At 63.9% G+C, this 24321-nt stretch carries 23 protein-coding genes; 11 read left to right on the top strand and 12 right to left on the bottom strand.

The window, feature by feature from the left end:
• Positions 1-179: 179 nt before the first annotated feature.
• From EPL01_RS06355 to EPL01_RS06345, 3 genes are all read right to left on the bottom strand, one after another.
• Positions 180-1937: a YcaO-like family protein gene (locus EPL01_RS06355; RefSeq protein WP_135824412.1), complete on the bottom strand. Its 1758-nt coding sequence runs from the start codon at positions 1935-1937 to the stop codon at positions 180-182.
• An 81-nt stretch (positions 1938-2018) separates the two neighbouring features.
• Positions 2019-2843 carry a transcriptional regulator TbsP gene (gene tbsP / locus EPL01_RS06350; RefSeq protein ID WP_135824411.1) on the bottom strand — a complete coding sequence of 275 codons (825 nt, stop codon included), beginning with the start codon at positions 2841-2843 and terminating at the stop codon, positions 2019-2021.
• A gap of 462 nt (positions 2844-3305) precedes the next feature.
• Positions 3306-5426 (bottom strand): hypothetical protein, encoded by a 2121-nt coding sequence (locus tag EPL01_RS06345; RefSeq protein ID WP_135824410.1) that lies wholly within the window; start codon positions 5424-5426, stop codon positions 3306-3308.
• A 103-nt stretch (positions 5427-5529) separates the two neighbouring features.
• Here EPL01_RS06345 and glyA point away from each other — a divergent pair, with 103 nt between their 5' ends.
• From glyA to EPL01_RS06330, 3 genes are all read left to right on the top strand, one after another.
• Positions 5530-6777, top strand: a complete 1248-nt coding sequence (gene glyA, locus EPL01_RS06340; RefSeq protein ID WP_135824409.1) for a serine hydroxymethyltransferase — start codon at positions 5530-5532, stop codon at positions 6775-6777.
• A 74-nt stretch (positions 6778-6851) separates the two neighbouring features.
• Positions 6852-7490: a hypothetical protein gene (locus EPL01_RS06335; RefSeq protein WP_135824408.1), complete on the top strand. Its 639-nt coding sequence runs from the start codon at positions 6852-6854 to the stop codon at positions 7488-7490.
• Between the two features lie 110 nt (positions 7491-7600).
• Positions 7601-8494, top strand: a complete 894-nt coding sequence (locus EPL01_RS06330) for a bifunctional methylenetetrahydrofolate dehydrogenase/methenyltetrahydrofolate cyclohydrolase (RefSeq protein ID WP_135824407.1) — start codon at positions 7601-7603, stop codon at positions 8492-8494.
• A gap of 31 nt (positions 8495-8525) precedes the next feature.
• Here the strand turns inward: EPL01_RS06330 and EPL01_RS06325 are convergent, their stop codons facing one another.
• From EPL01_RS06325 to EPL01_RS06315, 3 genes are all read right to left on the bottom strand, one after another.
• On the bottom strand, positions 8526-8843 hold the full coding sequence (locus tag EPL01_RS06325) for an RPA12/RPB9/RPC11 RNA polymerase family protein (protein ID WP_135824406.1): 318 nt from the start codon (positions 8841-8843) through the stop codon (positions 8526-8528).
• Between the two features lie 96 nt (positions 8844-8939).
• Positions 8940-9296 (bottom strand): hypothetical protein, encoded by a 357-nt coding sequence (locus EPL01_RS06320; protein WP_135824405.1) that lies wholly within the window; start codon positions 9294-9296, stop codon positions 8940-8942.
• Positions 9297-9490: 194 nt separating this feature from the next.
• On the bottom strand, positions 9491-10231 hold the full coding sequence (locus EPL01_RS06315) for a DUF7117 family protein (protein WP_135824561.1): 741 nt from the start codon (positions 10229-10231) through the stop codon (positions 9491-9493).
• A gap of 116 nt (positions 10232-10347) precedes the next feature.
• On the opposite strand from EPL01_RS06315, the gene EPL01_RS06310 reads away from it, so the two are divergent.
• Positions 10348-11580 carry an AI-2E family transporter gene (locus EPL01_RS06310; protein ID WP_135824404.1) on the top strand — a complete coding sequence of 411 codons (1233 nt, stop codon included), beginning with the start codon at positions 10348-10350 and terminating at the stop codon, positions 11578-11580.
• Between the two features lie 40 nt (positions 11581-11620).
• Here EPL01_RS06310 and EPL01_RS06305 read toward each other — a convergent pair whose 3' ends face one another.
• Positions 11621-11908, bottom strand: coding sequence for a PadR family transcriptional regulator (locus EPL01_RS06305; protein WP_135824403.1), 288 nt, complete (start codon positions 11906-11908; stop codon positions 11621-11623).
• Between the two features lie 180 nt (positions 11909-12088).
• Between EPL01_RS06305 and EPL01_RS06300 the strand changes: the two genes are divergently transcribed.
• Positions 12089-12379, top strand: a complete 291-nt coding sequence (locus EPL01_RS06300; protein WP_135824402.1) for an amphi-Trp domain-containing protein — start codon at positions 12089-12091, stop codon at positions 12377-12379.
• A gap of 710 nt (positions 12380-13089) precedes the next feature.
• Here the strand turns inward: EPL01_RS06300 and EPL01_RS21500 are convergent.
• The 3 genes from EPL01_RS21500 to EPL01_RS06290 all read right to left on the bottom strand — a co-directional run bounded on the left by EPL01_RS21500 (position 13090) and on the right by EPL01_RS06290 (position 15158).
• Positions 13090-13236, bottom strand: a complete 147-nt coding sequence (locus tag EPL01_RS21500; RefSeq protein WP_168215828.1) for a hypothetical protein — start codon at positions 13234-13236, stop codon at positions 13090-13092.
• Between the two features lie 334 nt (positions 13237-13570).
• The gene (locus EPL01_RS06295; RefSeq protein ID WP_135824401.1) at positions 13571-14497 is read right to left on the bottom strand and encodes a DUF1028 domain-containing protein; all 927 of its coding nucleotides are present in this window, start codon (positions 14495-14497) and stop codon (positions 13571-13573) included.
• A gap of 211 nt (positions 14498-14708) precedes the next feature.
• Entirely contained in the window at positions 14709-15158 is a 450-nt protein-coding gene (locus tag EPL01_RS06290; RefSeq protein ID WP_210424095.1) for a DUF7528 family protein, read from the bottom strand.
• Between the two features lie 196 nt (positions 15159-15354).
• On the opposite strand from EPL01_RS06290, the gene EPL01_RS06285 reads away from it, so the two are divergent.
• The 3 genes from EPL01_RS06285 (at position 15355) to EPL01_RS06275 (ending at position 19028) form a co-directional block, all read left to right on the top strand.
• Positions 15355-16620 carry an MgtC/SapB family protein gene (locus EPL01_RS06285; protein WP_135824399.1) on the top strand — a complete coding sequence of 422 codons (1266 nt, stop codon included), beginning with the start codon at positions 15355-15357 and terminating at the stop codon, positions 16618-16620.
• Between the two features lie 87 nt (positions 16621-16707).
• Positions 16708-18039 carry an aminotransferase class III-fold pyridoxal phosphate-dependent enzyme gene (locus tag EPL01_RS06280; RefSeq protein WP_135824398.1) on the top strand — a complete coding sequence of 444 codons (1332 nt, stop codon included), beginning with the start codon at positions 16708-16710 and terminating at the stop codon, positions 18037-18039.
• Between the two features lie 68 nt (positions 18040-18107).
• On the top strand, positions 18108-19028 hold the full coding sequence (locus EPL01_RS06275; protein ID WP_135824397.1) for a DMT family transporter: 921 nt from the start codon (positions 18108-18110) through the stop codon (positions 19026-19028).
• 3 nt (positions 19029-19031) lie between these two features.
• Here EPL01_RS06275 and EPL01_RS06270 read toward each other — a convergent pair whose 3' ends face one another.
• Both EPL01_RS06270 and EPL01_RS06265 read right to left on the bottom strand, forming a co-directional pair.
• Complete coding sequence (locus EPL01_RS06270) at positions 19032-20384, bottom strand: lysine N(6)-hydroxylase/L-ornithine N(5)-oxygenase family protein (protein ID WP_135824396.1); 1353 nt, start codon at positions 20382-20384, stop codon at positions 19032-19034.
• The gene (locus tag EPL01_RS06265) at positions 20381-20971 is read right to left on the bottom strand and encodes a GNAT family N-acetyltransferase (RefSeq protein ID WP_135824395.1); all 591 of its coding nucleotides are present in this window, start codon (positions 20969-20971) and stop codon (positions 20381-20383) included. The genes EPL01_RS06270 and EPL01_RS06265 overlap by 4 nt, the downstream gene beginning before the upstream one ends.
• 208 nt (positions 20972-21179) lie before the next feature.
• On the opposite strand from EPL01_RS06265, the gene EPL01_RS06260 reads away from it, so the two are divergent.
• The 3 genes from EPL01_RS06260 to EPL01_RS06250 all read left to right on the top strand — a co-directional run bounded on the left by EPL01_RS06260 (position 21180) and on the right by EPL01_RS06250 (position 23785).
• Positions 21180-21959 carry a phytanoyl-CoA dioxygenase family protein gene (locus EPL01_RS06260; RefSeq protein WP_135824394.1) on the top strand — a complete coding sequence of 260 codons (780 nt, stop codon included), beginning with the start codon at positions 21180-21182 and terminating at the stop codon, positions 21957-21959.
• A gap of 103 nt (positions 21960-22062) precedes the next feature.
• Entirely contained in the window at positions 22063-22509 is a 447-nt protein-coding gene (locus EPL01_RS06255) for a hypothetical protein (RefSeq protein WP_135824393.1), read from the top strand.
• Positions 22510-22567: 58 nt separating this feature from the next.
• Complete coding sequence (locus EPL01_RS06250) at positions 22568-23785, top strand: alanyl-tRNA editing protein (RefSeq protein ID WP_135824392.1); 1218 nt, start codon at positions 22568-22570, stop codon at positions 23783-23785.
• Positions 23786-24321 lie beyond the last annotated feature (536 nt).

Here is a 24321-nt window from a genome sequence, read left to right as displayed (position 1 = left end):
TCGGCGCTCTCAGCAACGCCCGCGCCGATAGGGGTCGCTGAGACGACCACGGACCTACGGTCCGCGAACCGCGCTCGCCCTTTCAGTCCGCCGAGGACTGCAGATGATCGGTTCGCCGGTCGAAATCAATCGGTTGGTTCACCGGCCGAAATCGGTCGGTGGATAGATAAAATAGAAAATCAGGGATAGGGATGATGCTCGCGGTCGGGGCGAAACTCGAACCCGAGCGAGGAGGGAACCTCGCGGGCGCGCTCGCCGAAGAAGGCATCCCCAGTAAAGAGGGGTTGGGCGTCGGGGACCAAGACTCGGACCGCCTCGAAGCCCAGTTGGGCCACGTCGCGGGGCGTCAGGCGCGCGGCGTAGGCCGGGAGATTCTCGTCGGCGAGTCGGGCGAGGAGAGCGTCGAGTTCGGCTTCCCCGGAGAGGGAGCGGTCCGGACCGACGCTCGCGCTCGGCACGGTCGTCTCGGGCGAGACGAACGCGCGGGCCGCCTCGGGGAAGTCGGCGTAGCGCCCGATTGCGCCGTCGGCGTCCGCCGCGTCCTCCTCGCCCATCGACCGGAGTTCCATCCAGTTCTGGAGCGCCTCGGCCAGCGCCGACTCGGCCGCGGCGTCGGGGTTCAGGTCGGCGTCGGAGCCGACCGCGAACCGGGGCCACTCCCCGTCCCGATGCACGGCGACCGCGACCACGGGCACGTCCACGTCCTGCGTGACCAGCAGGGCGGTTACATTTAGATTCTTTGCGCGTGCGCGAGACCGGAGGGCGTCGAACTGTTCGCTCTCGACCGACAACCCGAGGGGGTCGAACGTCGAGTACCACGCTATCATCGTCGCGTCGCGCTCGACGGTCTCGTAGAGGCCCGCCAATAGGGCCTCGACCGTCGAACTCCCGAGGCCGAGGCCGGTCGTGATGGCTGGCTTGTACCGGGGTTCGGGCGGCGGGAAGTGGACGAACTCGGCGGGCAGGTGGACCGACTCGCCGGTCCGTAGCTCCTCGCCGCCGACCCACGCGATTTCGTCCTCGGACGAGAAGTCGGGCCACTCCTCTGGCCGGAGGAACTCCGAGGGAGCGATTGGGGTCTCCAACTCTGCCGCGCTGGCGGTCTCGAAGTCGCTCGCCCGATACACGCCCGCGCCGTAGCGTTCGAGCGCCTCGCCCAGCGCCTTCATCAGCGCCTCGTTCCAGTCGTCGGAGACGCCCGCGGCCTGCTCGGCGGCCTGCGCGTCGCTGAAGCGCGTCGTGTCGGTGACGTTCGCCAAGTAGTAGGGCGCGGGGAAGGACTCGGCCTCGCCGATAGAGGAGACCACGCCGACGCGCTCGTCCACGGCCTGCTCGGCCCGCGAGAGAGCCTCCTCCAAGTCGGTCTCGCGGTACTCGCGGCCGAGGCCGGAGCGGGATTCAGAGTGGCCACAGCCCTCGCATCCCGGCACCGGGAGGAAAGTGCGCTCGGCGTGGGGGACCTCGATGACGCCGCCCAGAACCCGCGACTCGCCACCCGAGAGGAGGGTCGCGGCCTCTCGCCCGGCGAGTGCGCCCGCGAAGCGCGCGGTCGCCGGGTCGGGTTCGGGGGGCGAGTCGGTCGCCGAATCGTTCGCCACCCCTTCGTCGTCCGGATTCGCCGCGACGCGGGTCCGCAGACACTCCCAGCAGGCGGTCGCCGAGGCGAATCCCGAGACTGCGGCGTCTACCTCGGGGAGCGCGCGCCCGCCGAGACCACCGAGTTCGACCGCGAGCCACGGCGTCCCGGCCTCGCGCGCTGTCCGGTTCGCCTCGGCGAACACCTGCGCGCCGACCTCGCCCGCGACCACGGCGAAGTCGGCGGTGTCAACCTGTCGTGGGCCGCACTCGACGGTCTCGGCGCTCACGTCCGCGAGCGCCGCCGCTACTGCATCGATAGTCGGCCCGGTCCCGACGAGTCCGACGGTCGGTGCGTTCATGGCGGTATCGAGGCGGGGAGACCGGAAAAACGCGGTGCTATCGCTCGGGAGCTACCGCGCGAAAAATGGTGAGTCTGGTCGTCAGTGAAGCAGGCTCTGGGCGACGCTGGCGAGCTGGTCGGTGTCGGCGTTGCGCAGGTCGTCGTTGGCCAGCTTCAGGCGGAGCCGCGGTCGGCCCACGTCGATGGGGACCTTCTCGGTGCCGATGAGGCCCATGTCCTCGAGCTTGGTCTTCGTCCGCGAGAACGTCGCCTTGCTGGCGATGCCGACGTCCTCGCCCCACTTGCTGATGTCGTACAGCAGGGCCTCGTTCTTCGCCGCGACGAGGAGGCTGATGGTGACCTCGTCCAGCCCGTCGCCGTCTCCTCGGGCGGTCTCCATCGAGGAGAGGACCTCGTCGAAGTCGTGCTGGGCGTCGGGGCTGATCTCGTCGCCGAGCGTGTCGCGGACGCGCGAGAGCGGCGGCGTGCGAAGCGAGAAGTCGTCGGCCGACTCGAACTGCTCGGAGTACGAGTCGTAGGCCTCCGAGACGAACTCGGTGTCGTCGGCGGTCAGGCCGCCCACGCGGTCGTCGGCCGTGACGAGCGCGATGACGACCTCCTCGGTGACGAGCAGGGAGTTGCTCGGCACGTCGTCGGTCGTGCGCAGCGACAGCGACCCCGCGTCGATGAGGTCGGCGGCGTTACTGGCGACGATGAAGTCTTCCATCACGTCTTTCAGCGTGCCCGACTGGGCGAGCATGCGCAGTTCGGGCAGGTCGCCCTCGTACTCGGTGGCGACGTTGATTAGCTGTTCGATGGCGTCCTTCGACGGATTGACGACGAGCATCGTCTCCGGGGCCTCGTCGAGAACCGTCCGAAGGATTTCGGCTATTTCTTGGTCGAGTAAATTCGATTCGGTCTCCATGTACCGACAAACGTTTTACCCCTACTTAATTTTAACGTTAGTAACGGGGGGAAATCACGGATTATACGGATGGTATTGGAAGTCAGTCGTACAATTCTAATCCGGTCCCGGTGTGGGGTTTGGGTTCCATGGAAGATTCCGGGCCAATTAACAGTGAGCGGAGAAAATCGAAAGACGTAATGGGGATTTCGCTCGCGCGTCCCAGATTCGGGACGCGCTCGCGTAGGTTTAACGTCGGATTTCTTGGGTTATTCTTCTCCTACGGGCGCATGAAAGATACGAAACAATAAAGTAGTGTTGCTGATTAACACGAAACAAGCCATGCAAGGCAAGATTCGACAATGGTTCGCTGACAACCCGCGAGCGATGGACTTCGCGTTTTCGCTTATGCTTGGAAGTTCAGTCTTCCTCGAGTTGAGTACGCAGGAAGCAGGCGGTAGTACGATGGGACCATAGAGCAGACTATATTTTTTCGCCAAGTTCCTCTGACCAGTATAGGTCTCCATCGAAAATAAACGGCATTTTTGCCCGGTCAAGGAATGAACGAAGCTCTGATTGAGAAATAGCGACGGTGGTGTCGTTGCCGTGAAGTTTGAGCTTGTCTGTATCTGGTAAGTACAACTGGTAACAACCACCAATTTGGTCTATCGTTAGAGAATTATACTCGATTTCGTACTTTTTCTCGGTGTCTTTGTCGACCTCAGTAATCTCTCCGAGTGCTGGAATCCGATTATCTGCTTGCGTGAGTTGGTGAGTTCCATCCCCGACGACGGCGTAGTCTTTCCCCATCATGATTCGACGACGGGCGAGTTGGATGGCGTGAGCGATGTCGTACCCGTTGATCAGCAACTGGGCGAACGCCACACCAACTTTCGCCGCCTGCTTGTTCAGGACTTTCGTGAACGTAACCGCGCCCGCCACGCTTCCTTTCTCCACGAGGTCTCGGCCCTCGTAGTACGACCCACAGGCGTTCAAGAAGAACGTCTGGACTTTGCTCTCATCGATGCTCTCGACAGAGAGATTCCCGTTTCGGCATCGCAGGCCGTCCTCCTCGCAATGACCGATGTAGTGAACGAAGTCGTGAGACGACTCGAACACGCTGGCAAGTTCGTCTTTCGAGCAGTGTTCGAGGACGGTCACGTCGATTGGGAGGTCCCTCGCTCGGTTTTCGTAGATTTCGGCCGCCGTTTCGTGTTCGTCTACCATCTCCTCGTCGTTGAGGATGACCGTCACGTCGATGTCCCCGCCTTCTGGGTCAAGGTACTTGAACCGGTTTTCGTAGGCCTCAGGCACTACTTTGAACACGTCTATCGGCACGCCGTCGGCGAGCCACCCGTTCACCTTCCCCTCGTGGAGTATCGGGTCGCGTCGGTCCACGGATTTGACCTCGCCGGGGCCCTTCCGCGCCATCCCAACGGCGGACTTCTGTGGGAGGAGTTTCGGCGAACGCGGTGGAGTCTCGCCCGCGCGGTAGAAGTCGTCGATGGACTTGTTCAGCAGTTCGTCTTTCTCCAAGTCGGTCGATTCGGGCAAATAGACTAACCCGAGATTGTCGAGGAAGTACGGCAGGGAGGTGGCGTTGTCCGGAACCGGCTCGACGTGCATGGCGAGGTGCCACTCGGGGAGTTCGCCGTCGATGCGCTCGTAGGGGGCGTCGAGATACGTCGCCAACTGCTCGCCGGGCGTGGCCTCGTAGGTGGCCTCGGCGTCGATTTCCACCCGGTCGAGGAGTGGCATCTCGGCCAAGTCCCAACTGTAGGGACCCGCGTTCCGCACGAGGCAGTCGAGGAAGAACACTCGCCGGAGGAGTTCGACGACCTCGTGCTGGAAGCCCGGGAGCGGCGTGAACGGGTACTCGACGCCCGCCTCGGGCGCTCGCAGGACCGGCGCTCGTCGGTCCTCGACGGTCATCTCGGCCTGCAAGTAGTAGGCCAGCGGGGCCGCGACGAAGGCGTACCGGAAGTCGTCGGGGACGACCATCTCGATACCCGTGTCGAATCGCTCCTCGCGCACGGGGTCGGGAATCTCGGTCTGTCCGCCGAGTTCGATTTTGGGCGGGTGGCCCCGAAGCGTCGGGTACGAGCGATCCGCGCCGGTTGTCTTGTGCGAGGACGACGAGTAGGTGACTGCGGTGGCGATGCCCTCGGGCGTCGGCGGAACCGTCATCGTGTCCACGGGCGCTTCGTGGTGGCTCCGAAAGCCGAAGGTCACCAGCGTCGGTTCGGGGAAGGAGAGGTGGAGTTCGGTGTAGTCCTCGGTCTTGCGGACGACCGCAGCGCCGGAGAACCGGATGTAGGTCTTGATGTTGAGGCTGACGTTGAGGAGGTACTCGTCGGCGTCGAGGTCGATTGCCTCGGCGTCGCCGCCGTGTTTGTACTCCTCGTCCGAGGTGAGGCTGTTGGCTTTTACCAGCGCAGGCGGGAGCCGTAGCTCCGAGACGTAGCCCGAGACCGTCTCGTCCAGCGGCCGGTCGATGTCGTAGCCCGCGTCGGTCGCCTCCCAGTTGTCGGTCTCTATCGACACCTCCGTCTTCGTGCGGTCGAATACGCGCAACCCAGAATCCGTCTCCTCCCACTCAATCATGTCGGCGTTGTACAACGTGTCTCACCGGGACTTTATATTTTTGTCGCCCGGGACGTTCCCCGCGAAAGGTAAGCTTATACTCGCGGACGCACCGAATTTTGATATGAAGTACGACCGTGTCCGCGATTCCGACCCGGAAGTCGCAGATGCCCTCGAAGCAGAGGTAGAGCGCCAGCGCGACACGCTGGCGATGATCGCCAGCGAGAACCACGTCAGCGAGGCCGTGATGGAGGCCCAAGGCAGCGTCTTCACCAACAAGTACGCCGAGGGCTACCCCGGGTCGCGCTACTACGGCGGGTGCGAACACATCGACACCGTCGAGGAGTTAGCCATCGAGCGCGCCAAAGAGCTGTGGGGTGCCGACCACGTCAACGTCCAGCCCCACTCGGGCACGCAGGCCAACATGGGCGTCTACTTCGCCATGCTCGAACCCGGCGACAAGATTCTGTCGCTCGACCTGACCCACGGCGGCCACCTCAGCCACGGCCACCACGCCAACTTCACGGGCGAGTTGTACGAGGTCGAGCAGTACGAGGTCGACCCCGAGACGGGCTATCTCGACTACGAGGCTATCCAAGACCACGCCGAGGAGTTCGACCCGGACATCATCGTCTCGGGCTACTCGGCGTACCCGCGCGCAGTCGAGTGGGAGACGATTCAGGAGGCCGCCGACGCGGTGGACGCCTACCACCTCGCCGACATGGCCCACATCACGGGACTGGTCGCCGCGGGCGAACACCCCTCGCCGGTCGGCGTCGCCGACTTCGTGACCGGTTCGACCCACAAGACCATCCGCGCGGGCCGCGGCGGCATGATTCTCTGCGACGAGGAGTACGCCGACGCCATCGACTCGGCCGTGATTCCGGGGATGCAGGGCGGGCCGCTCCTGCACAACATCGCCGGGAAGGCGGTCGGGTTCGGCGAGGCCCTCCAGCCCGAGTTCGAGGAGTACGCCGCCCAGACCGTCAAGAACGCCGAGGCCCTCGGCGAGAGCCTGCAAGAACACGGCTTCGAGTTGGTCTCGGGCGGCACCGACACCCACCTCGTGCTGGTGGACCTGCGCGAGTCCCACCCGGACGTGACCGGCAAGGAGGCCGAGGAGGCCCTCGAAGACGTGGGCATCGTGCTGAACGCCAACACCGTGCCGGGCGAGACGCGCTCGCCGTTCGTCACCAGCGGGATTCGGGCCGGGACGCCCGCGCTCACGACCCGCGGGTTCGACGAGGAGGACTGCCGGTACGTCGGCGACCTCATCGCCCGCGTGGTGAACAACGTCGGTGACGAGGACGTGAAGGCGGAAGTCGCCGAGGACGTGCAGGAACTCTGCGACGCGAACCCCCTGTACGAGTAAGCCGCCGTTAAGACCGTTATCCCCTTCTTTCTCGGGCAGAAAGCTTATTCCACTTACAGGAAAATCCGTCTTGCATGAACGGTTCCCGTCGCCGGTTGCTCGCCGCGAGCGCCGGCCTCGTCGCTTCGGTCTCCGGATGCCTCTCGTCGCTGGGCGACGGCGGGTTGGAAGGCGTCGATTCGAGTGACGATGTGTCGGAGGCCGAGACGACCGAATCGAGGACGCCGACAACGACCAGTCGGGAGTACGCCGACACCGTCGAAGTGACTACGACGATTCGGCGCGACGACCTCGAATACGTCGAGTCGAACGACACCGTCAGATACGTGGCGGGGTGGCAGACGAACCACTCCGGCGAGACGCCGACCCGGCAACCCGTCTACTCCACGGTTCCGTTCGAGCGGTGGGTCGAGACCGAGTGCGCCAGCGCGGCCGCCGAGCGCGTCGGCGAGGTGCTGGCCGAGCGACTCGACGGAAACGACGATGGCATCGCAACCGGCGTGACGACGGAGACCGGCGAGAAGACCGCGCTGGTCGAACACCAGACGAGACTCGACCCCGAGGGCGACCTGATTTCGAAACCCTCGGTGTCGTACCGACGGGTGAAACGAGTCGCGCCCGAGACGGTGGTCGTGGAGTTGACGTTCGCCGGTCGGACCCGGACCTGCGGGGTCCCGGTGACGACGCGGGAGGCGACGATTCGTCAGGCCTGATACCCCGACAGCCCGATTTAATCCACATACTTGCATAGAAACTACTTCGTGAGTTCGAAAATGAGCACGAACCCGAGGGTTGAAGGTCCTCGGTGTTCCACGTTCAGGTAATGACAGAGGTAATCGACGGCAACGCCGTCGCCGAGCAGATTCGTGCCGACTTGCAGGACAGCATCGAGACGCTCGCCGACGAGGACGTCGAGGTGGGACTCGCCACCGTGCTGATGAGCGACGACCCCGCCAGCGAGACCTACGTCTCGATGAAACAGCGCGACTGCGAGGAGGTCGGCATCGAGGGCATCCACGTCGAAATCGACCCCGAGGCCCCCGCCGAAGAACTCCACGAGACCATCGCGGACCTCAACGACGACCCGGACGTTCACGGCATTCTGGTCCAGATGCCCGTCCCCGACCACGTGGACGACCGCGAGGTCCTGCGGGCCATCGACCCCGAGAAAGACGTGGACGGCTTCCATCCCGAGAACGTGGGTCGCCTCGTCGCGGGCCACGCGCGATACCGACCCTGCACGCCCCACGGCGTGCTGAAACTGCTCGAATCGGCGGGCGTCGAGACCGAGGGCGCGGACGTGACCATCGTCGGCCGGTCGAACATCGTCGGCAAGCCGCTGGCGAACCTCCTGATGCAGAAGGCCGACGACGGAAACGCGACCGTGACGGTCTGTCACTCCCGCACCGAGGACCTCGAAGCCAAGACCGAGCAGGCCGACGTGGTGATTGCGGCCTGCGGCGTCCCCGAACTCATCGACGGGTCGATGCTCTCTCCGGGCACGACGGTCATCGACGTGGGCGTCAACCGCGTGGACGCCGACAACGACAAGGGCTACGAACTCGTCGGCGACGTGGACTTCGACAGCGCCAAGGAGAAAGCCAGCGCCATCTCGCCGGTCCCCGGCGGCGTGGGCCCGATGACCCGCGCGATGCTCCTCTACAACGCCGTGAAGGCCGCCAGTCGTCAGGAAGGCGTCGAGGTAGACCTGCCCTAACCCCGAGAAGCAACGTTCGCAAGATGTGCCGTCAGGACTCGCGCCACTTGTGGCCGCACTCGACGCAGGTGAACAGCCGAACCTCGTAGGAGCCGCCCGGCTTCGGCATCATCTCGTAGTAGGCCCGGTCGCTGTCGCAGTCGTCCGCCGGACAAGGCTCCTGCATCGTCTCGTTGGAGTCCTGTGTCGCGTCGGCCACGGCGGGTGCCCCGTCGTCCTGCTGTCCATCCTGCGTCGTCATCGCCGCTTCTGCCTGCGAGTCCCGCCGCTCCTCGTTCTCACAGGAGCGACACACCCACGTGTCGCCCTCCGTGTGCATCAGCGAACCACACTCGTCACAGAATTGCATATATCGTAGGGATACCCGGTATCGGATATATGTGTTAACTTCCGATTCGTCAACGGTTGATGGGTGATTCTCGTGAAACCGTGCTACCAACTACGGTCAGCGTCTCTCTCGGCGATTGCTGTCGGCTTCGGCGAGGCGCTCGGCCTCCTCGGTGATGCGGTCGCCTTCTTTGGCGGCGTCGGTCTGGCTGGTGTAGGCGTAGGTGTAGTACTGGTCGCCGGAGCCTTCCACGTCGGTATCGGTCTCCTGCCCTCTCCGACGGCGCTTCTGGCGGACCAGCATCGCCGCGGCGAGCGAGACCACGACGAAGCCGACGAGTCGCACCAGCGTCTCGCTCCCGATTTCGGGCACGTCGGCGACGCCGAGCCACGGCCCGAGGACTGGCACGAGGAGCGCGGCCACGAACAGCAGTCTGACCACCCACCGGAACTTTGAGGTGCCGTCGGTCGCCATAGGGGCGTGGTACGTTAGCATACGTCAAAAGTGTTGGTCGGGAAACCGGACGTGTCGAGCGGGAAATCGCGTCTTGGCGGCGACTTCTCGACGAGAACGTCCGATTGGCGAGAGAATGGTCGAACGGGAACGCGAGTTGAGGAAACAAACGACTAGTCTGAAGACATAGTTCGGTTTTCTAAAGAATCAATAAGTTATGCTATCCGACCGAACCGCTCTCTCGCGCTGGCGAGGGCGTCCGCGTCGCCAGCGCGGAGGTACTCGCCCACGTCGCGCGCCGCGGACACGAGCAGTTCCGCGGTGTCGGCGTCCACGTCGCCGTCGAGCGCCTGCACGCGCTTGACGTGGTCGCCGAGGGTTTCGAGCGCGTCTCGACCCTCGTCGCCGACCTCGTTCTCGTCGGCCCAGTCGGCGAGGTCCCGTCGGTACTCGGCGACGGCCTCGGCGTAGGCCAGCCCCCGAATCGGGTGCATCGCCTCGGGCACCTCGCCGGGCGCGGGCCGCCGGTCGGCGTCGGGATTCGTCTCCGGGTCGACGTCCGCGCCGCGCAGGAGCGCGAGGAAGTACCACTCCTCGTCGTCGCTGAGGTCAAGGCCCCTGCCGACCACGTCGGCGGCGTGGCGGAGTTCTTGGGCCGCGAGGTAGGTGTCGTCCAACCGCTGGAGGTCACCGCCGCGGACGAAGCCCCGCTTGCGGACGTACTCCCGAGCGAGGTCACTCGCGGTATCGGCGACCTCGCGGAGCGGCCGGGCGTCTACGGCCTCCCGCGGTTCGGTCAAGTCGAGTTCGGCGGGGCTATCGGTGTGGAGGTGGCGGTCCTCCTCGACGCCGACGCTCCGGAGGCTCCCGCAGTCGGGGCACTCGACGCTCCCGGTGTCGTAGTAGGACCACCGCGCGCCGCAGTCGGTACACTCCCGCTGGCCGCGAATCTTCATGTCGGCTTGTTTGGCCGGGCGACACAAAACGATGCGGACTCCGAGGCGGACTCCTCCGCTCTCGCCGAACCCCCTAACTACGAACATTTTTACCCTCGCGCTTCCGTGGCACGGGTATGGTCGGCGGCTTGCGCATCGACCGCGCGCGACTCGGCTGGTGGCTCGTCGGACTGGCGCTCGGAGCGGCGGTGCTGTTCGTCGTCTACTCGTTTATCGGCACCTTCGTCTTCGGCATCTTCCTCTACTACGCGACTCGGCCGGTGTACAAGCGCCTCCGGCGGCGGATGCGCCCGCCGAGTCTGGCCGCCGCGACGGCGTTGGTGGCGCTGGCGCTCCCGGTGTTGCTGTTGATGGCCTACACCGGAGCCATCGCGCTACAGGAGTTCAACAACATCGCCACCCGGACCGACATCAACGGGCTTCAGACGACGATTCAGCCGTATCTCGACGTTTCGACCGTCGCCCAGCGCCCCGGCGAACTGCTATCGAACCCCGACCCGGCGCTGGTGTCGGAAATCGGCCAGTCTGCGCTCCAGTATCTCGGGTTCATCGGCAACGCGGTCCTGCACCTGTTCGTGATGATAGCCATCGCGTTCTACTTGCTTCGGGACGACCACCGCCTCTCGCGGTTCGTCCGACGGCAGTTCTCCGACGAGGGCGGCGTTATCGAGGCCTACGGCCGGGCGGTCGACAGGGACTTCAACAGCATCTTCTTCGGCAACATCCTGAACGCCCTGCTGACGGGGACTATCGGCGCGGCGGCGTACAACACGATGAACCTGTTCGCGCCGGGCGTCGCCATCCCCTATCCGACGCTGGTCGGCCTGCTGACCGGCGCGGCGAGCCTCATCCCCATCGTCGGGATGAAACTGGTTTACTTCCCGATTTCGGCGTATCTCGGGCTGGAGACCGCGCTCGCAAGTCCCGCCCTGCTCTGGTTCCCGATGCTGTTCTTCGCGGTCTCGCTCGTCGTCGTGGACACGATTCCAGACTTGGTTCTGCGGCCCTACGTCTCGGGCCGGAACCTCCACGTGGGACTGGTGATGCTGGCGTACATCTTCGGTCCCCTGCTGTTCGGGTGGTACGGCATCTTCCTCGGACCGATGATACTGGTGCTGGTGGTCCACTTCGTCCGCATCGTCCTGCCGGAGCTGGTCGCGGGCGAACCCATCCGGCCGTGGGCGGTCGACCCCACCTACCTCTTCGAACCGGAGTCGGCGACGCAGGCCGAGGAGTTCCGGAGCGACCTCGGGACTGACGCGGAAGAAAGTGATGCGGAGCAGAGTGATTCCCCACCCCCAGAGGGCGAAGAAGCGACCGAGAGCGCGCCGGGTCAGAGCGACCGCTGACTGGACGCTATCGCCGACTGGACGCACCGCCGTCGCGCGGTCAGGCTTCGACGCTGAGTTCGACGTACTGGCGCTCCCACTCCCTACGGGCCTCGATTTCGCGCTTGCCCCGGCGGGTGAGCGTGTAGTAGTTGGTCCGACGGTCGCGCTGGCCCTTCTCGACCAGCCCTTTGTCGACCAACGTGTCGAGGTTCGGGTAGAGTCGCCCGTGGTGAATCTCCTTCTCGTAGTACGATTCGAGTTCGTCCTTGATAGCGAGGCCGTGCGGTTCGTCCAGCCCGGCGATGACGTACAGCAGGTCTCTCTGGAATCCTGTCAAGTCGTGCATCGGTAACGTATCATTTAGAATATCGACGGAAATGAAGATAACGGCCCTTCGGTTTCGATTCTCCGATTGTAACCGGGCCGGTACGTCTCGGGTCCGTCGAGCGACACCCGCCAACTTCTCCGACCAGCGTCAGGTGAAACAGGCGGCGGGCTTAAGGCCATCGCCAGCGTCTACACACGTATGCCAGAAGAAGTGCTGTTCAAGACCGAACGCCGCATGAACCGAACCGAAGTCGCTTCCTACCTCCGAACCGTCGCCGAGAAACTCGAGTCGGGCGGGGACATCAGCCTCTCGGCGGGCGACCAGTCGGTGACACTCGCACCGCCCGCACAGCCGACGTTCGAGGTCAAAGCCGAGCGCGAGACCCCCTCCGGCGGCGGGCAGGGCGAACTCAGCATCGAGTTCGAACTGGAGTGGGACGAGGGCGGCGACGGCGAGCAGACCGGGGACTCCTCGCTCAACATCGAGTAACCGGGCGCGCTACTCTCGACTCTCGTGTTTTTTGCGTTTCGTCGGATAGCCGCCGGGATGCGCTTGGAAGAACATTCTGCGGTGTCTGGGTGGATGAAGGGGCCGGTCACGCGAACGACGTGAGTGTGACCTCGGAAGTCGCAGTCCGCGCAGGCCGAAGGCCGAGCAGAACCGTCTTCCGGTGCCCGGTCGCGTTTACGTGGTCGTCTGGGCGGGCCACTATTCGCGGGCCGGGCGGTGCTGAGAGGCCCGCGAATATCCCGGCCAGCGACCGCGACCGGGCGGGGGCTTCAATAAAACACAACCATAGCAGTTCTGCTGTTCATACTCGTGCCTATACCAAGATAGACTGGACAGAGCCTTCAGGAAGCCTCAAGCCAACTTCTAAACCTCATGGCGAGTTTCGCAGTCACTCTGTAACCAGAAAGACCACGTAGCGCCACGTAGAAACACCCGTCACTATCGAACTCGTAATCACTCGAAAGGAATATGGAAAGGAAAGCGGAAAACGCGGGGGTGAAAAAGCCCCGCGAACCGCTTGCCGCCCTGAATTGGTCCCCGCTGACGCTTCGGCCCTCCAAGCGAAGCGTCACCTGAACCAAAACGCCCTAACAACTTAAACCTAACGCCGCCAGAATCTTGTGCCGGTATCGGGTGCCAACACCAGTTTCAGAATTAGAGCGGCGAAATTTTCGGTATTGTAAGGCGGTCTAGATATGCTCTTCCTCCAGAACCCACCCGAGCGCCCGCTTGTAGTAGGTGAACATCTCGCGGACGCCCTCGTGGCGCATGTCCTCGTCGTCGAGGTGTTCTTTGAGGAACTCGTACTGCTCGCGGATTTCCTCCTCGTCTCTCATATTTCGTGAGTTTCGGGTTCGGGCGTAATGAGTCCGGTGGGAATCGAAATTCGGTTGTGTTCGGTTTCGGGGCAGACCTCGACGGACCGCGACCGCTCCGCGACTGCTGACGGAGCTGGCTAGTCGGAGCCAGCGACTGCTTGGGCAAAGGGCGACCGCGAACCTCACGCCTCCCCAGCCTCCTCGGTCGCTTCGCTCCCTCGTCCCTCGCACGGATTGGCGCACCCACGACGGGGTGCGCCAGCGCGCGCCGGGCGGTAAAGAAATATTTCTGGTTCCTTAGAAATTGGAATTCTTGCTTTAGAAAACGAATACTTATCTCTAACGCGCTGCCTCACTTCCGGTCCAAGCGCGACAGCCCGTGCCAAATCGCGTCTACCATCCGGTCTTCGCCCCCGCCCTCGGCGTCGTCCCACCCGCGGGCTAGCGCGTCCTCGACGACCGCGAGGTCGTGGTTCTCGAAGTTGTTCATCCCGCGGAAGGCTTCGAGGGCGTCGCGCTCGTCGTCGCCGAAGGACTCGCTCGGTTCTGCGTCGTAGAAGCCCAGTTCCGCGAGCGTCGAGGAGACCTCCTCGGCAGTCTCGCCCGAGAGTTCGCGCACGTCGTCGGGTTCCTCGCGTTCGAGGAGCGTCACGTCGTAGATTTTGAACACGCGCTCTAGCTCCGCGATGGGCGACTCGTGGTCGTCCACCCGAACGTCTATCCAGCGGTCGTTCTTGCCGTCGTAGCCGCCCTCGGGCTTGACGACGTAGAGGGCCGCGCTCTGCTCGCCGCGCTTGTCGCCGCCCGCTTCGTTGCCCGCGTGGAGCGCCGCGAGGAGCTTCTCGGGCAGGCCACCCTCCGTCGTTTCGTAGGCGTCCGCCATCGCGTCGAGGGTGTCCTCGTTTTCGAGGATGTTGCCCTGCACGGTGTAGGTCTCGCCCTGTCGGTCGCCAGCGACGTCGAAGCACTCCTCGCCCGTGAACGCCGCCACCGAGCCGTCCTGCCCGACGACGCCGACTTGCCGCTGGGCGGCCTCCGGGTCGTCGTCGGTGAGTTCCGAGACGACCTCCTCGGCCGACTTGCCCTCGCGCAGGAGGTCCAATCCGTCCGGGCCGTAAGCCACGTTAGCGAAGCTCTGGGTGGCGATTGCGCCCGCGTCGGCGCTGGCGAACGGGACGACGGAGCCGACGCTGACGAACTTCGACTGGACGGCCACGCCGACCGCCTCGGTTTCGGGGTCTCGTGCGACGATGGAGAAGGTGGCTGGTCGCGGTTCCATGCCAGACTCGTCGGAACCGACGCCGAAAAGCGTTCGCCCGGCGGCAGGTTGTGTTCAGAAACGTCGTGAGAGTAGCGACGATGGTTTCGAAAGCCCTCACGCGGTTCGCCCTTTCAGTCCGCCAGGGGTGCAGTTGTAACACCGAGCGAAGCAGGTCGGTAAGAACTCAGCGGAACACCGCCGCGGTGTCGGTCTCCGACTCCCGCAAGATTCAGTCTTCGGTTTCACCTCCCGATTCGGCGCGGACCTTGCTGGCAGTCAGGGGCTGGCGCTTGTCCAGTTCGCACTCGAAGGCCGGATGCTCGGCGACGTGGTGGACCAGCATGTGCCTGCGCCCGCCGGTCAGTCCGGACCGACCGACCTCCTCGGCGGTGAACTCGTCGGGCAGTCGGTCGTAGAGCCGACGGAGTGCGGCGAAGCTCTCGAACACCTTGCGGTGGCCCGACGAATCGGCTCCTCGGCGCGCGACGACGTAGCTTCCGTCCTCGCGGTGGGTGCCGACTGTCCGAACGAACTCCCGGCGCTCGGTCAGGGCGTCGCCGAGCGCTGTGCGCAACTGGTCGGCCTCGGCTCTGGTGAGGCGATACGTCTCGCCCGCGACGGTGACGGCAACCGACTCGGAGTCAGAAGCAGGCGTCTCGGCGCAGAATTTCTCGACCAGCCGCCGACTGGCGACTTACTCTATCCTCGGGGGCCTCGGTAGCGAGGCTGTGGCTCGACATTGCGTCTGTCCGTAACGGGAACAGGGTGATAAATCGTGGTGGTGGCGATGCCGAATCGCGGAAGACCCACCTCGCCGGACTTATAAACCCGTTTTGGAGAGAGATATTTATACCCACATAGCTATAGTGAGAGGAGTGCCGGGTATCGTCGAGTTCCTCACGCAAGTGCCGTTAGACAGTGAGGTCGTGCGGGTCGCGCTCGCCGCGGCCCTCGGGCTGTTCCTCGGATTGGAGCGCGAGTGGTCACACAAGCCCGCCGGGATTCGGACGTTTACCCTCATCACGCTCCTCGGGGCGGTGTTCACCATCCTCGACCGCGACGTGTTGCTCCTGCTGGGCGGCCTACTTGTCATCGTGCAGGGCATCATGCTCGGCGTGCAGGGCCTGCTGGCCGACGAGGAGGAGGACGTTGGCCTCTCGCTGACGACTTCGGTGTCGATGCTGGTCGCGTTCGGCGTCGGCGCGCTCGTGATGGAAGGGTACATCCTCGTGGGCGTCACGGTGGCGGTGCTGTCGTCGCTCCTGTTGGTCCTCAAGCGCGAACTCCACAGTTTCGCGTGGGGGATGTCCCGTCAGGAGCTTCGGTCGGCGGTCGAGTTCGCCATTCTGGCGTTCGTCATCTACCCGCTGCTCCCCAACGAGCAGTTCGCGTTCGGCATCCAACCCCGGACGGTCTGGCTGATGGTGGTCACGGTGGCGGCCATCGGCATCGTCAACTACGCGGTCGTGACGACCTACGGCGGTCGAGGCATCGCGGTCACGGGCTTCTTCGGGGGGCTGGCGTCCTCGACCGCGGTCGTCGGGACGATGCTGGACCACGTCCGCCAGCGCCCGGAGGCGGCGTCCTACGGCGTGGCGGCCATCCTGCTGGCCGACGCCGCGATGGCGGTCCGGAACCTCGCCATCGCGCTGGCGTTCACTCTGCCGAGCAACAAGCCGGTCCTAATCGGAGCAGTACTTCCCCTCGGCGCGGTGATTCTGGGGAGTGTCGCCATCGCGGCCTACACCGCCGACTGGTCCGAACACGTGGACATCGACCTCGAAAGCCCCTTCTCGCTCCGGAACGCGCTCGGATTCGGTGCCATCTTCCTGCTGGTCATCGTCGGCGGCGCGATTGCCCAAGAGCAGTTCGGCTCCGCCGGGTTCTACGTGACTGCCCTGCTCTCGGGACTGGTCTCCAGCGCGGGCGCGACCTCCTCGGCGGTCTTGCTCTACATGGGCGGCACCATCGACCAGCAGACCTCGGTGTTCGGAATTTTGCTGGCGACGGCCTCCTCGATTACGGTCAAGGCCGCGCTGACCCTCTCGGGACCGAACCGGTCGTTCAGCTATCGCGTCGCGGCGTGGAGCGGCGTGCTACTGGCGGGGTCGGCGCTGGCCGCGGTCGTAGCTGTTGTCTGAAGTGATAGCGTACCAGAAATTCGGAAAGTATTGCGCGAAGCGCAACGAACCAATTCCATTAAAGGGTCCCCCTCCTAACCGGGTGCCATGAACCGAGACACGGCAGAGCCGACTGTCGAGGAGATGCCCGGTAAACGGGCACAGGAGTGGGCCGACTACCATCACCAGTTCTCCGCGCCGAGTACGTACGTCTACGACTTCGTCTGGGACTTCACCGAGGACGCAGTTGGGCCGTTCTGTACCGACGTCGACGGCAACGTCCTGATGGACTTCACCAGCCACGTCGCGGCCGCGCCGCTGGGGTACAACAACCCCAAAATCATGGAGAAGTTCGACGAGTTCGACCTCGTGGACCCGACCAAAATCGCGGGACAGGACTTCTACGCCGCGGGTGGTTGGCCGCCCGAGGACCCCGAGCTTCCGGGGCCGACACAGCTCATGGACCGACTGACCGACCTCACCAGCCACTACGACATGGACACCGTCTTCCTGTCGAATTCGGGCGCTGAAGCGGTCGAGAACGCCATCAAAATCTGCTACGCGCAGGGCGGCCACCGCGCGTTCACCTTCGACGGGGCCTTCCACGGCCGGACGCTCGGCGCGCTCAGTCTCAACCGCTCGAAGGTCAACCACCGGAAGGGCTACCCCGAAATCGGCGGCGTGATTTCTGTCCCCTACCCCTCGACCGAAGACGCGTACCGCAAGGACTGGCTGACCGACGGTCCCGGCGGCAACGTCGTCGCCGACAAGCTCGACCCCGAGCAGGGCATCATCGACCCCGAGGAGGTCGCCTACATCATCCTCGAACCCGTGCAGGGCGAGGGCGGCTATCGCGTCCCCCACGACGGCTTCGTCAGCGACCTCGCCGAGATTCGGGAGCGCTTCGACGTGAACGTCATCAGCGACGAGATTCAGGCCGGGATGGGCCGGACCGGCGAGATGTGGGGCGTGGACCACCTCGACCTCGAACCCGACGTGATTACCTCCGCGAAGGGTCTGCGCGCTGGCGCGACGGTCGCTAACTCGGACCTCTTCCCCAAGGAGAAGGCACGCCTCTCCTCGACGTGGGGCGCTGGCAAGATCGTGGACTCGATGCAGGGCGTGTTCACCATCGACGCCATCCACGAGTACGACCTGCTAGACAACGTCGCCGAGCGCGGCCGTCAGATGCGAGAACTCCTCGCGGACGCCGACCTGCCGAACGTCACCGACGTTCGCGGTCGCGGCCTGATGCTGGCGGTGGAGTTCGACAGCAAGGAGCGCCGCGAAGCGGTCGTCAAGGCCGCACTCAAGCGCGGTCTGCTCACCCTCGGCTGTGGCCACAAGACGCTCCGACTCCTCCCGCCGCTCGACGTGACCGAGCGCGAAATCGAACTCGGCTTCGACGTGTTCCGGTCCGCGGTCGAGGACGTGGCCTGACGCGGTTTAATTCCCATCTTAGCGTTTATTTCAAAAATACTATTACCTTTCCAACCTATTTTCTTCCCGTGAGTCGATATCGAAATCTCGTACTCTTCGTCGCACTAGGAGCGATTTGGGGTGGGGCGTATCCGGCCATCAAGACGGGACTACAGTACGTCTCGCCGGTCCTGTACGCGGCGATCCGTTACGACGTAGCTAGCGTTCTGATGGTCGGATACGTGGCCTACTCCACCGATTACTGGCGGCCCCGGACGCGCGCCGACTGGGTCAACGTGGCGCTCGGGGGCGTCCTGATCATCGCGGCGTACAACGGATTCCTGTTCGTCGGCGAGACCTCAATTCCGAGCGCCGTCGCCGGGATTTTGGTCGGCCTGATGCCGATACTCACGACGGTCTTCTCGGGGGCGCTCCTCCCCGACACTGACCTCACTTCCGCTGGCGTAGTCGGCGTCCTGCTCGGGTTTGCGGGCATCCTCGTCATCTCGCGGCCCGACCCCTCGAATCTCCTCTCCAGTGACGTGTTCGGCCAGTTGTTCGTCCTCGGGGCGGCCGCGAGCATGGCGCTCGGGAGTGTCCTCACCGAGCGGTTCGACGCCGACCAGCCGGCCGTGACGATGGAAGCGTGGTCGATGCTCGTCGGGTCGGTGGTGCTCCACGCTGCCGCGTTCGCACGGCCCGGCGGGAGCGTGGAGTTCACCGCCGAGTTGGTGGTCATGATAGCCTATCTGTCAGTGTTGTCGAGCGCCGTGGCGTACTTCATCTACTTCGACCTGCTCGACCGAGTGGGCGCGTTCGAGATGAACTTCATCGCGTACGCCGCGGCCGCCTTCGGTGCGCTGTTCGGGTGGCTGTTCCTGAGCGAGCAGATTACCGCCTATACCGTCGGCGGCTACCTCTGCATCCTCGGCGGCTTCCTGCTCCTGAAGAAAGACGAGATTCGAGATGGAGTCGCCGACTACCGGACTCGCGCGAGGAGAGCAGACTGACACTCAGTCGCTCCGAACCGACGACTCTTCGAGGAAACGGGCGTCTCGGTTTTCGACGAAACTCTCGGCTTTGAAGTCTTGGAAAGTGCTGGCACGGCCTGCGGGGTAGACTTCCTCACCGATTAGGGTGTTGAGGATGACCGCGTTCCGGTAACACCCGAGACCGAGGTCGGGCGCATTGATACCGTGGGTGTGGAGTTCGGCGTTCTGGACGAAGATATCACCGGGCAGGTCGCTAGTTTCGAGTCGGTAATCTTCGGACACTTCCAGTCGGTCTCTGTCGTCTCTGTGTATCTGGCTTTCGAGCGGCGCAAGGAACATCGGCTCAGGTCGCTCGTAGCCCGTTGCGAGGACGACCACGTCGGTCTCGTGGACGAAGGCCGACTCTTCTTGCCACTGCTCACACCGCAGGTGATAGGTCCCATCGTCGGTCGCGTCGATGTCGGAAACCTCGGTCATCGCCAGCAGGCCGACGTCGGGTTCGGAGTCGCCGATAGACTGCTCGTAGAGCGCGTCGTAAATCCTCGCGCTGGTCAACTTGTCGATACCCTTGTAGAGCAGGTCCTGTCCTTCGAGGACCTCGTCTTTAGTCTCTTGGTCGAGGTCGTAGAAGTATTCGGTGTAGTCGGGCGTGTAGACCATGTGACCAAGCTTCGCATCGATAAGTTGGAAGAACCCACGAGATCGAGTAATCCAGTCGAGGCTGTAGTCGGCGTCGGGTTGACGTTCGAGCAGGTCGCGGAAGATTTCGGCGGCGCTCTGGCCTGACCCGACGACCGTTATCGAGTTGGCGTCGAGACACCGGTCGCGGTGGTCGAGGTACGACGACGAGTGGAACACGTCCTGGTCAGAGTAGCCCCGGAACGTCTCGGGAACCTGCGGACGGGTACCGATACCCACGACGATGTTCTCGGCGAAGTACTCGTAGGTCTCCTCGGTCGTCGGGTCGACGGCTTCGACCGCGAACACGTCGCCGTCGTCGCGGACGTTCGTGACCCGACGGTCGAAGTCGATAGTGTCGAGTTGGTCGACCGTCCACCGGCAGTAGTCGTTGTACTCCCGTCGGGGGATGAAAAACTCCTCGTAGAAGTAAAACTCGTAGAGTCGGTCGTTCTCTCGCAGGTAGTTGAGGTAACTGTACTGACTAGTCGGATCGGCCATCGTGACGAGGTCGGCGAGAAACGGCACCTCGAGAGTAGTATTCTCGATGAGCATCTCCTCGTGCCAGTTGAACTCCGACTTCTGTTCGAGGAAAGCAACGTCGAGGTCCGTGTCGGCGTCGTCAGCGAGCGCGGCCAACCCCAGATTGAACGGCCCGACACCGACCGCGACGATGTCGTGGACGTGCTGGCTCATACGTCCACCTCCGACTCGAACCGCTCGCGCTCACAGAACATGAGTAGTGCGTCTTTCTCGTCCATCGCTATCTCTCGCTGAGGCTCGAATCCGCAGTTCTCGAACACGTGAATCGCCTTCTCGTTTTGCACGTCGGGTTCGGTCACGATTCGTTGCGTCTCGGAGTGTTGGAACTGGAAGGCGACCATGGATTTGAGGAGCGGAGTCGCGTACCCGTAGCCAAGGTACTCCGGTGGTCCAATGAGGAGGTGGATACCTTGGTCTGTGGGTCGCGCATCGTAATACGCTGAAAGCCCGTCACGGGCCGCCCAGTACGACTCCCAGTAACTCATCGGAACATGGTCAAGATACCCTACGTACAGCGTCTGGTCGTCGTTCGCGGCACGCTCGGCGATGGTGTCGCGCACCTGTGGGAGCGGGTCGTCCTGCGTCCAGTACGGCAGTACGTGCGGTTCGTTCAGCCACGAGTGAAGCCGTCCGAGGTCCCGGTTGAGCGAGACCTCTCTGAACGCGATGGTCTTGTCGATGTCGTCGCTGTATCTCCGGTAACTATACGTCGAACTGACAGTCTCTCGAGGGCCGGTCATCCGAGTATCGAGTTTGTCTGTCTGCGGTTGTCTGGTAGCAGTACCCCAGTCCGGAACTGTTCGCACATTTGTTTGTAGCTACTACTGTATTATTTTCTAATAAATTAGTTACGGTATTAATTTATAGAAGAGATAAAATATCTAGGTATAGGTTGACACACAATAATTATAAATAAGAAGACACCATGTCCGGTAGAGGCAAACGACGATGAGTTCCCAGCCCGACGTGGAAGCAAACGAGGAGTACGGACTCAGCGACAAACAAGTGAAACAATTCTACGAAGAGGGATATCTCGGTCCACTCAAGGCCTGTTCGCCCGAAGCGGCCCGCGAGTTCCGCGAGAAGGCGTGGGACGTATTGGACACCAAAGAACATCCGCTTCAGGACGCCGACGTGTCGTCACGCCACGACCGTCACCGAGACTCACGTCTCGTCTACGACTTCGTGACCCAACCCGGTATCGTCGAGAAGATAAGCGATCTCTACGGTCCGAACCTCCTGCTGTGGACCTCACACCTCTGGGAGAAAGGCCCCGGCGAGGAGGGCGTTCCGTGGCATCAGGAACAACACTTCAGCGCCATCGAACCGCCCATCACCGCCACGCTTGACCTCGCACTTCATCCCTACGACGAGGAGTCAGGATGCTTCCAAGTGATCCCGGGGTCCCACGAGGGTTACATCCCTCACACCGAGGCCAGCGGTGCCGAATCACAGGGCTACGCCGACCCCGACCACTTCGACGAGAGTGAAGCAGTCAGCGTCGAACTCGAACCCGGCGAGTTCCTCGTCTACAACTCGCGACTGCTCCACCAGACGCTCGACAACGACACCGACGAACCCCGGCGTACTGTCTCGTGCCGCATGACAACCCCATTAGTCAACGTCCAGACCGACTCGCCCATCATGTACGACGACCACGAGGCAATCGTGGTGAAGGGCGAGGACTGGCACGGTCTCAACGCGACTACGGAACCACCGCAAGAGTAAGTCGTCGCTTTCCGATTTCTCCGGCCGCGATCTCCGGACACGCTCTAGCCTCTCCCCGAAACCCCCGACAAGATTGATAACGCGAATCGCCCAATTCGGCGGTATGTACCAACTCAGCGATTCGCTCCGAGAGGACCCCTCGCTGGTGGCGCGCCTGCTCGCCGCCCTCCGCAGCCGAGTCGCGGGCGCGCTCGGCGTCGCGGCGGTCCTCGCGGTGGTCGCGCTCCCCGACCCGCTTCCGGCGTATCCGGCCGGAGCGTACGTCCTCCTCGGCGCGGTCGAAGGCATCGGACTGGCAATCGCGGCCGAGAACCTGCTGTGGCGGCCCGCGACCGGGTTCGACTGGGCGCGGGCGAGTCGGAAGGTCGGCGGGGTCGCGGCGACCGCGGCGCTGTTCGTGATTGCGATGGCCGCGCTCGGGGTCGAGTTGGGGCCGCGCGACCGGGCGCTGTTGGCCGCGTTCTGCCTGTCGGGACCGGCCGCCATCGCGGGCATCGACTATCTCAAACACCGCGTGCAGGCCGACCTGCTCGCGAGCGACTCGGCGTGATTTTGTCTATGTCGCCGCCAGCGTGACGCTTTAGTCCGCCCGCCGACTCTCCCCCGATATGAGCCAACTGGCGGCACGGGAACCAGAGACGAGGAGCTTCGAAGCCACTGTCGAGGCCGTCGAGGGGCGCGAGGTCGTGCTGGACGAGACGTACTTCTACGCCGAGAGCGGCGGGCAACCCGCCGACAGGGGCACCCTCGGCGGCGCGCTGGTCGAGGACGTGCAGAAGCGCGAGGACGGCGAAATCGTGCATCTCCTCGCGGAAGACCCCGCAGACGCCCTCGATTTCGAGGTCGGCGAGACGGTGCGGGGCGAAATCGACGACGAGTTCCGGACCTACGCGATGCGCGCTCACACCGCCAGTCACGCCCTCTACGGTGCCGGACGGAAGATTCTGGACGAACTGGGTTACGGCGGGTTCGACATCGGCGAACAGAAAGTCCGCGTCGATTTCACCACCGCGACCGACATCACCGACGACACGCTCGCGGAACTGGAGCGCCTGACCAACCGGGCGATTTGGGACTCCCGGCCGGTCTCGTGGGAGGAGATTCCACAGCGAGAGGCCCGCGAGCGCGAGGAAATCGCGTTCAACACCAAGACCGAGGAGGGCGTGATGAGCGACTCCGAGACGGTGCGAGTCGTCACCATCGAGGGGTTCGACTGGGCGGCCTGCGGCGGCACGCACGTCTCGAACACCCGCGAAATCGGCCCCGTGACCGTCCTCGACCGCTCGAACCCCGGCGAGGGCCTGACTCGCGTGGAGTTCGCGGTCGGGCCGAGCGCGATTCGTCGCCGCGCCGAGGACGTTCGCGCCGCCCGCGAGGCCGCCAAGACCCTCGACGTCGGCGTGGCCGAACTCCCCGAGGCCGCCGAGCGCGTCAGCCAGCAAGTCGAGGAGTTGGAAGCCGAACTCGCCGACGCCAAGGAGACGGTCCTGAGCGGCCTCCTCGCGGATCTCCGCGAGAACCCGGTCGAGCGCGACGGCGACGAGTGGGTCGTCGGCACCGTCGAGGACTTCGGCCCGAACGAGGTCGCCGACCGCGCTCGGGAACTGGCCGGTGACGATGAGGAGGCGGCCGATGCGGTTGTTCTGGCAGGCAAGGACGGCGCGACGTTCGTGGTCGCCGCGACCGACGGGGACCTCGACGCGGGCGACGTGGTCGAGGACGTAACCGCGGAGTTCGGCGGCGGAGGCGGCGGCAGTCCGCAATTCGCGCAGGGCGGTGGGTTGGACGCCGACCCGGAGGAGGTTGTCGAATACCTAGAAGAATGATAGAGAAATAAAAACCTATCCTTTAGAACCCACCTCAATTTTCTAGCATTTGTTTTTATTTCTCTGCAGTCGGCGCGTGCTGGCGTCGTCGGGAGCCACGCGACCGACTGTTCGGAAGACGCAGGTTGTCTTCCGGCGCGCTCTCTTGTGAGCGCGCCGAACCGCGCGAGGGGCGAGCGAACGACCAGCGGGAGTGAGCGAGGAGGTTGGGAGGACGAGGTGCGGTTGCGGTGCTGTTGCGGGAGACGGCTTTGCCCAAGCCTGAAGCTAGCTTCTCTGCGACTTTCTCCGTCGGTAGCGATTGTATCACGATAAAAGTCACGTCGAGCGGACTCGGACAAGTCACAGAAACAGTAACTTTGGTTTCGAAAGCCCTCGCGTGGTTCGCGGTCGCTGACGCAGGCTATTTCGGGCGCGCAGAACTGCGCGCCCGAAATAGTGGCCTGCGCAGACGACCAAGCGTTGCGACGACGGACAAACCGCGTCCGTCGAAGTCACACTCGCTTCGCTCGCGTGACCGCGCCCCGTGCTCGCCC

It is taken from the genome of Halorussus ruber (assembly GCF_004765785.1).
Taxonomy (GTDB): Archaea; Halobacteriota; Halobacteria; order Halobacteriales; family Haladaptataceae; genus Halorussus; species Halorussus ruber.
The sequence above is the reverse complement of the archived record's forward strand: the minus strand, read 5'-3'. Positions and strand labels throughout refer to the sequence as shown.

Bases quoted from the DNA above. Each gene is read 5' to 3' on its own strand.
- glyA (WP_135824409.1), top strand. From the start codon at position 5,530: ATGAAGTACGACCGTGTCCGCGATTCCGACCCGGAAGTCGCAGATGCC.
- EPL01_RS06315 (WP_135824561.1), bottom strand. From the start codon at position 10,231: ATGAAGATTCGCGGCCAGCGGGAGTGTACCGACTGCGGCGCGCGGTGG.
- EPL01_RS06345 (WP_135824410.1), bottom strand. From the start codon at position 5,426: ATGATTGAGTGGGAGGAGACGGATTCTGGGTTGCGCGTATTCGACCGC.
- EPL01_RS06320 (WP_135824405.1), bottom strand. From the start codon at position 9,296: ATGGCGACCGACGGCACCTCAAAGTTCCGGTGGGTGGTCAGACTGCTG.
- EPL01_RS06295 (WP_135824401.1), bottom strand. From the start codon at position 14,497: ATGGAACCGCGACCAGCCACCTTCTCCATCGTCGCACGAGACCCCGAA.
- EPL01_RS21500 (WP_168215828.1), bottom strand. From the start codon at position 13,236: ATGAGAGACGAGGAGGAAATCCGCGAGCAGTACGAGTTCCTCAAAGAA.
- EPL01_RS06255 (WP_135824393.1), top strand. From the start codon at position 22,063: ATGTACCAACTCAGCGATTCGCTCCGAGAGGACCCCTCGCTGGTGGCG.
- EPL01_RS06330 (WP_135824407.1), top strand. From the start codon at position 7,601: ATGACAGAGGTAATCGACGGCAACGCCGTCGCCGAGCAGATTCGTGCC.
- EPL01_RS06270 (WP_135824396.1), bottom strand. From the start codon at position 20,384: ATGAGCCAGCACGTCCACGACATCGTCGCGGTCGGTGTCGGGCCGTTC.
- EPL01_RS06310 (WP_135824404.1), top strand. From the start codon at position 10,348: ATGGTCGGCGGCTTGCGCATCGACCGCGCGCGACTCGGCTGGTGGCTC.
- EPL01_RS06250 (WP_135824392.1), top strand. From the start codon at position 22,568: ATGAGCCAACTGGCGGCACGGGAACCAGAGACGAGGAGCTTCGAAGCC.
- tbsP (WP_135824411.1), bottom strand. From the start codon at position 2,843: ATGGAGACCGAATCGAATTTACTCGACCAAGAAATAGCCGAAATCCTT.
- EPL01_RS06305 (WP_135824403.1), bottom strand. From the start codon at position 11,908: ATGCACGACTTGACAGGATTCCAGAGAGACCTGCTGTACGTCATCGCC.
- EPL01_RS06325 (WP_135824406.1), bottom strand. From the start codon at position 8,843: ATGCAATTCTGTGACGAGTGTGGTTCGCTGATGCACACGGAGGGCGAC.
- EPL01_RS06280 (WP_135824398.1), top strand. From the start codon at position 16,708: ATGAACCGAGACACGGCAGAGCCGACTGTCGAGGAGATGCCCGGTAAA.
- EPL01_RS06265 (WP_135824395.1), bottom strand. From the start codon at position 20,971: ATGACCGGCCCTCGAGAGACTGTCAGTTCGACGTATAGTTACCGGAGA.
- EPL01_RS06300 (WP_135824402.1), top strand. From the start codon at position 12,089: ATGCCAGAAGAAGTGCTGTTCAAGACCGAACGCCGCATGAACCGAACC.
- EPL01_RS06355 (WP_135824412.1), bottom strand. From the start codon at position 1,937: ATGAACGCACCGACCGTCGGACTCGTCGGGACCGGGCCGACTATCGAT.
- EPL01_RS06260 (WP_135824394.1), top strand. From the start codon at position 21,180: ATGAGTTCCCAGCCCGACGTGGAAGCAAACGAGGAGTACGGACTCAGC.
- EPL01_RS06335 (WP_135824408.1), top strand. From the start codon at position 6,852: ATGAACGGTTCCCGTCGCCGGTTGCTCGCCGCGAGCGCCGGCCTCGTC.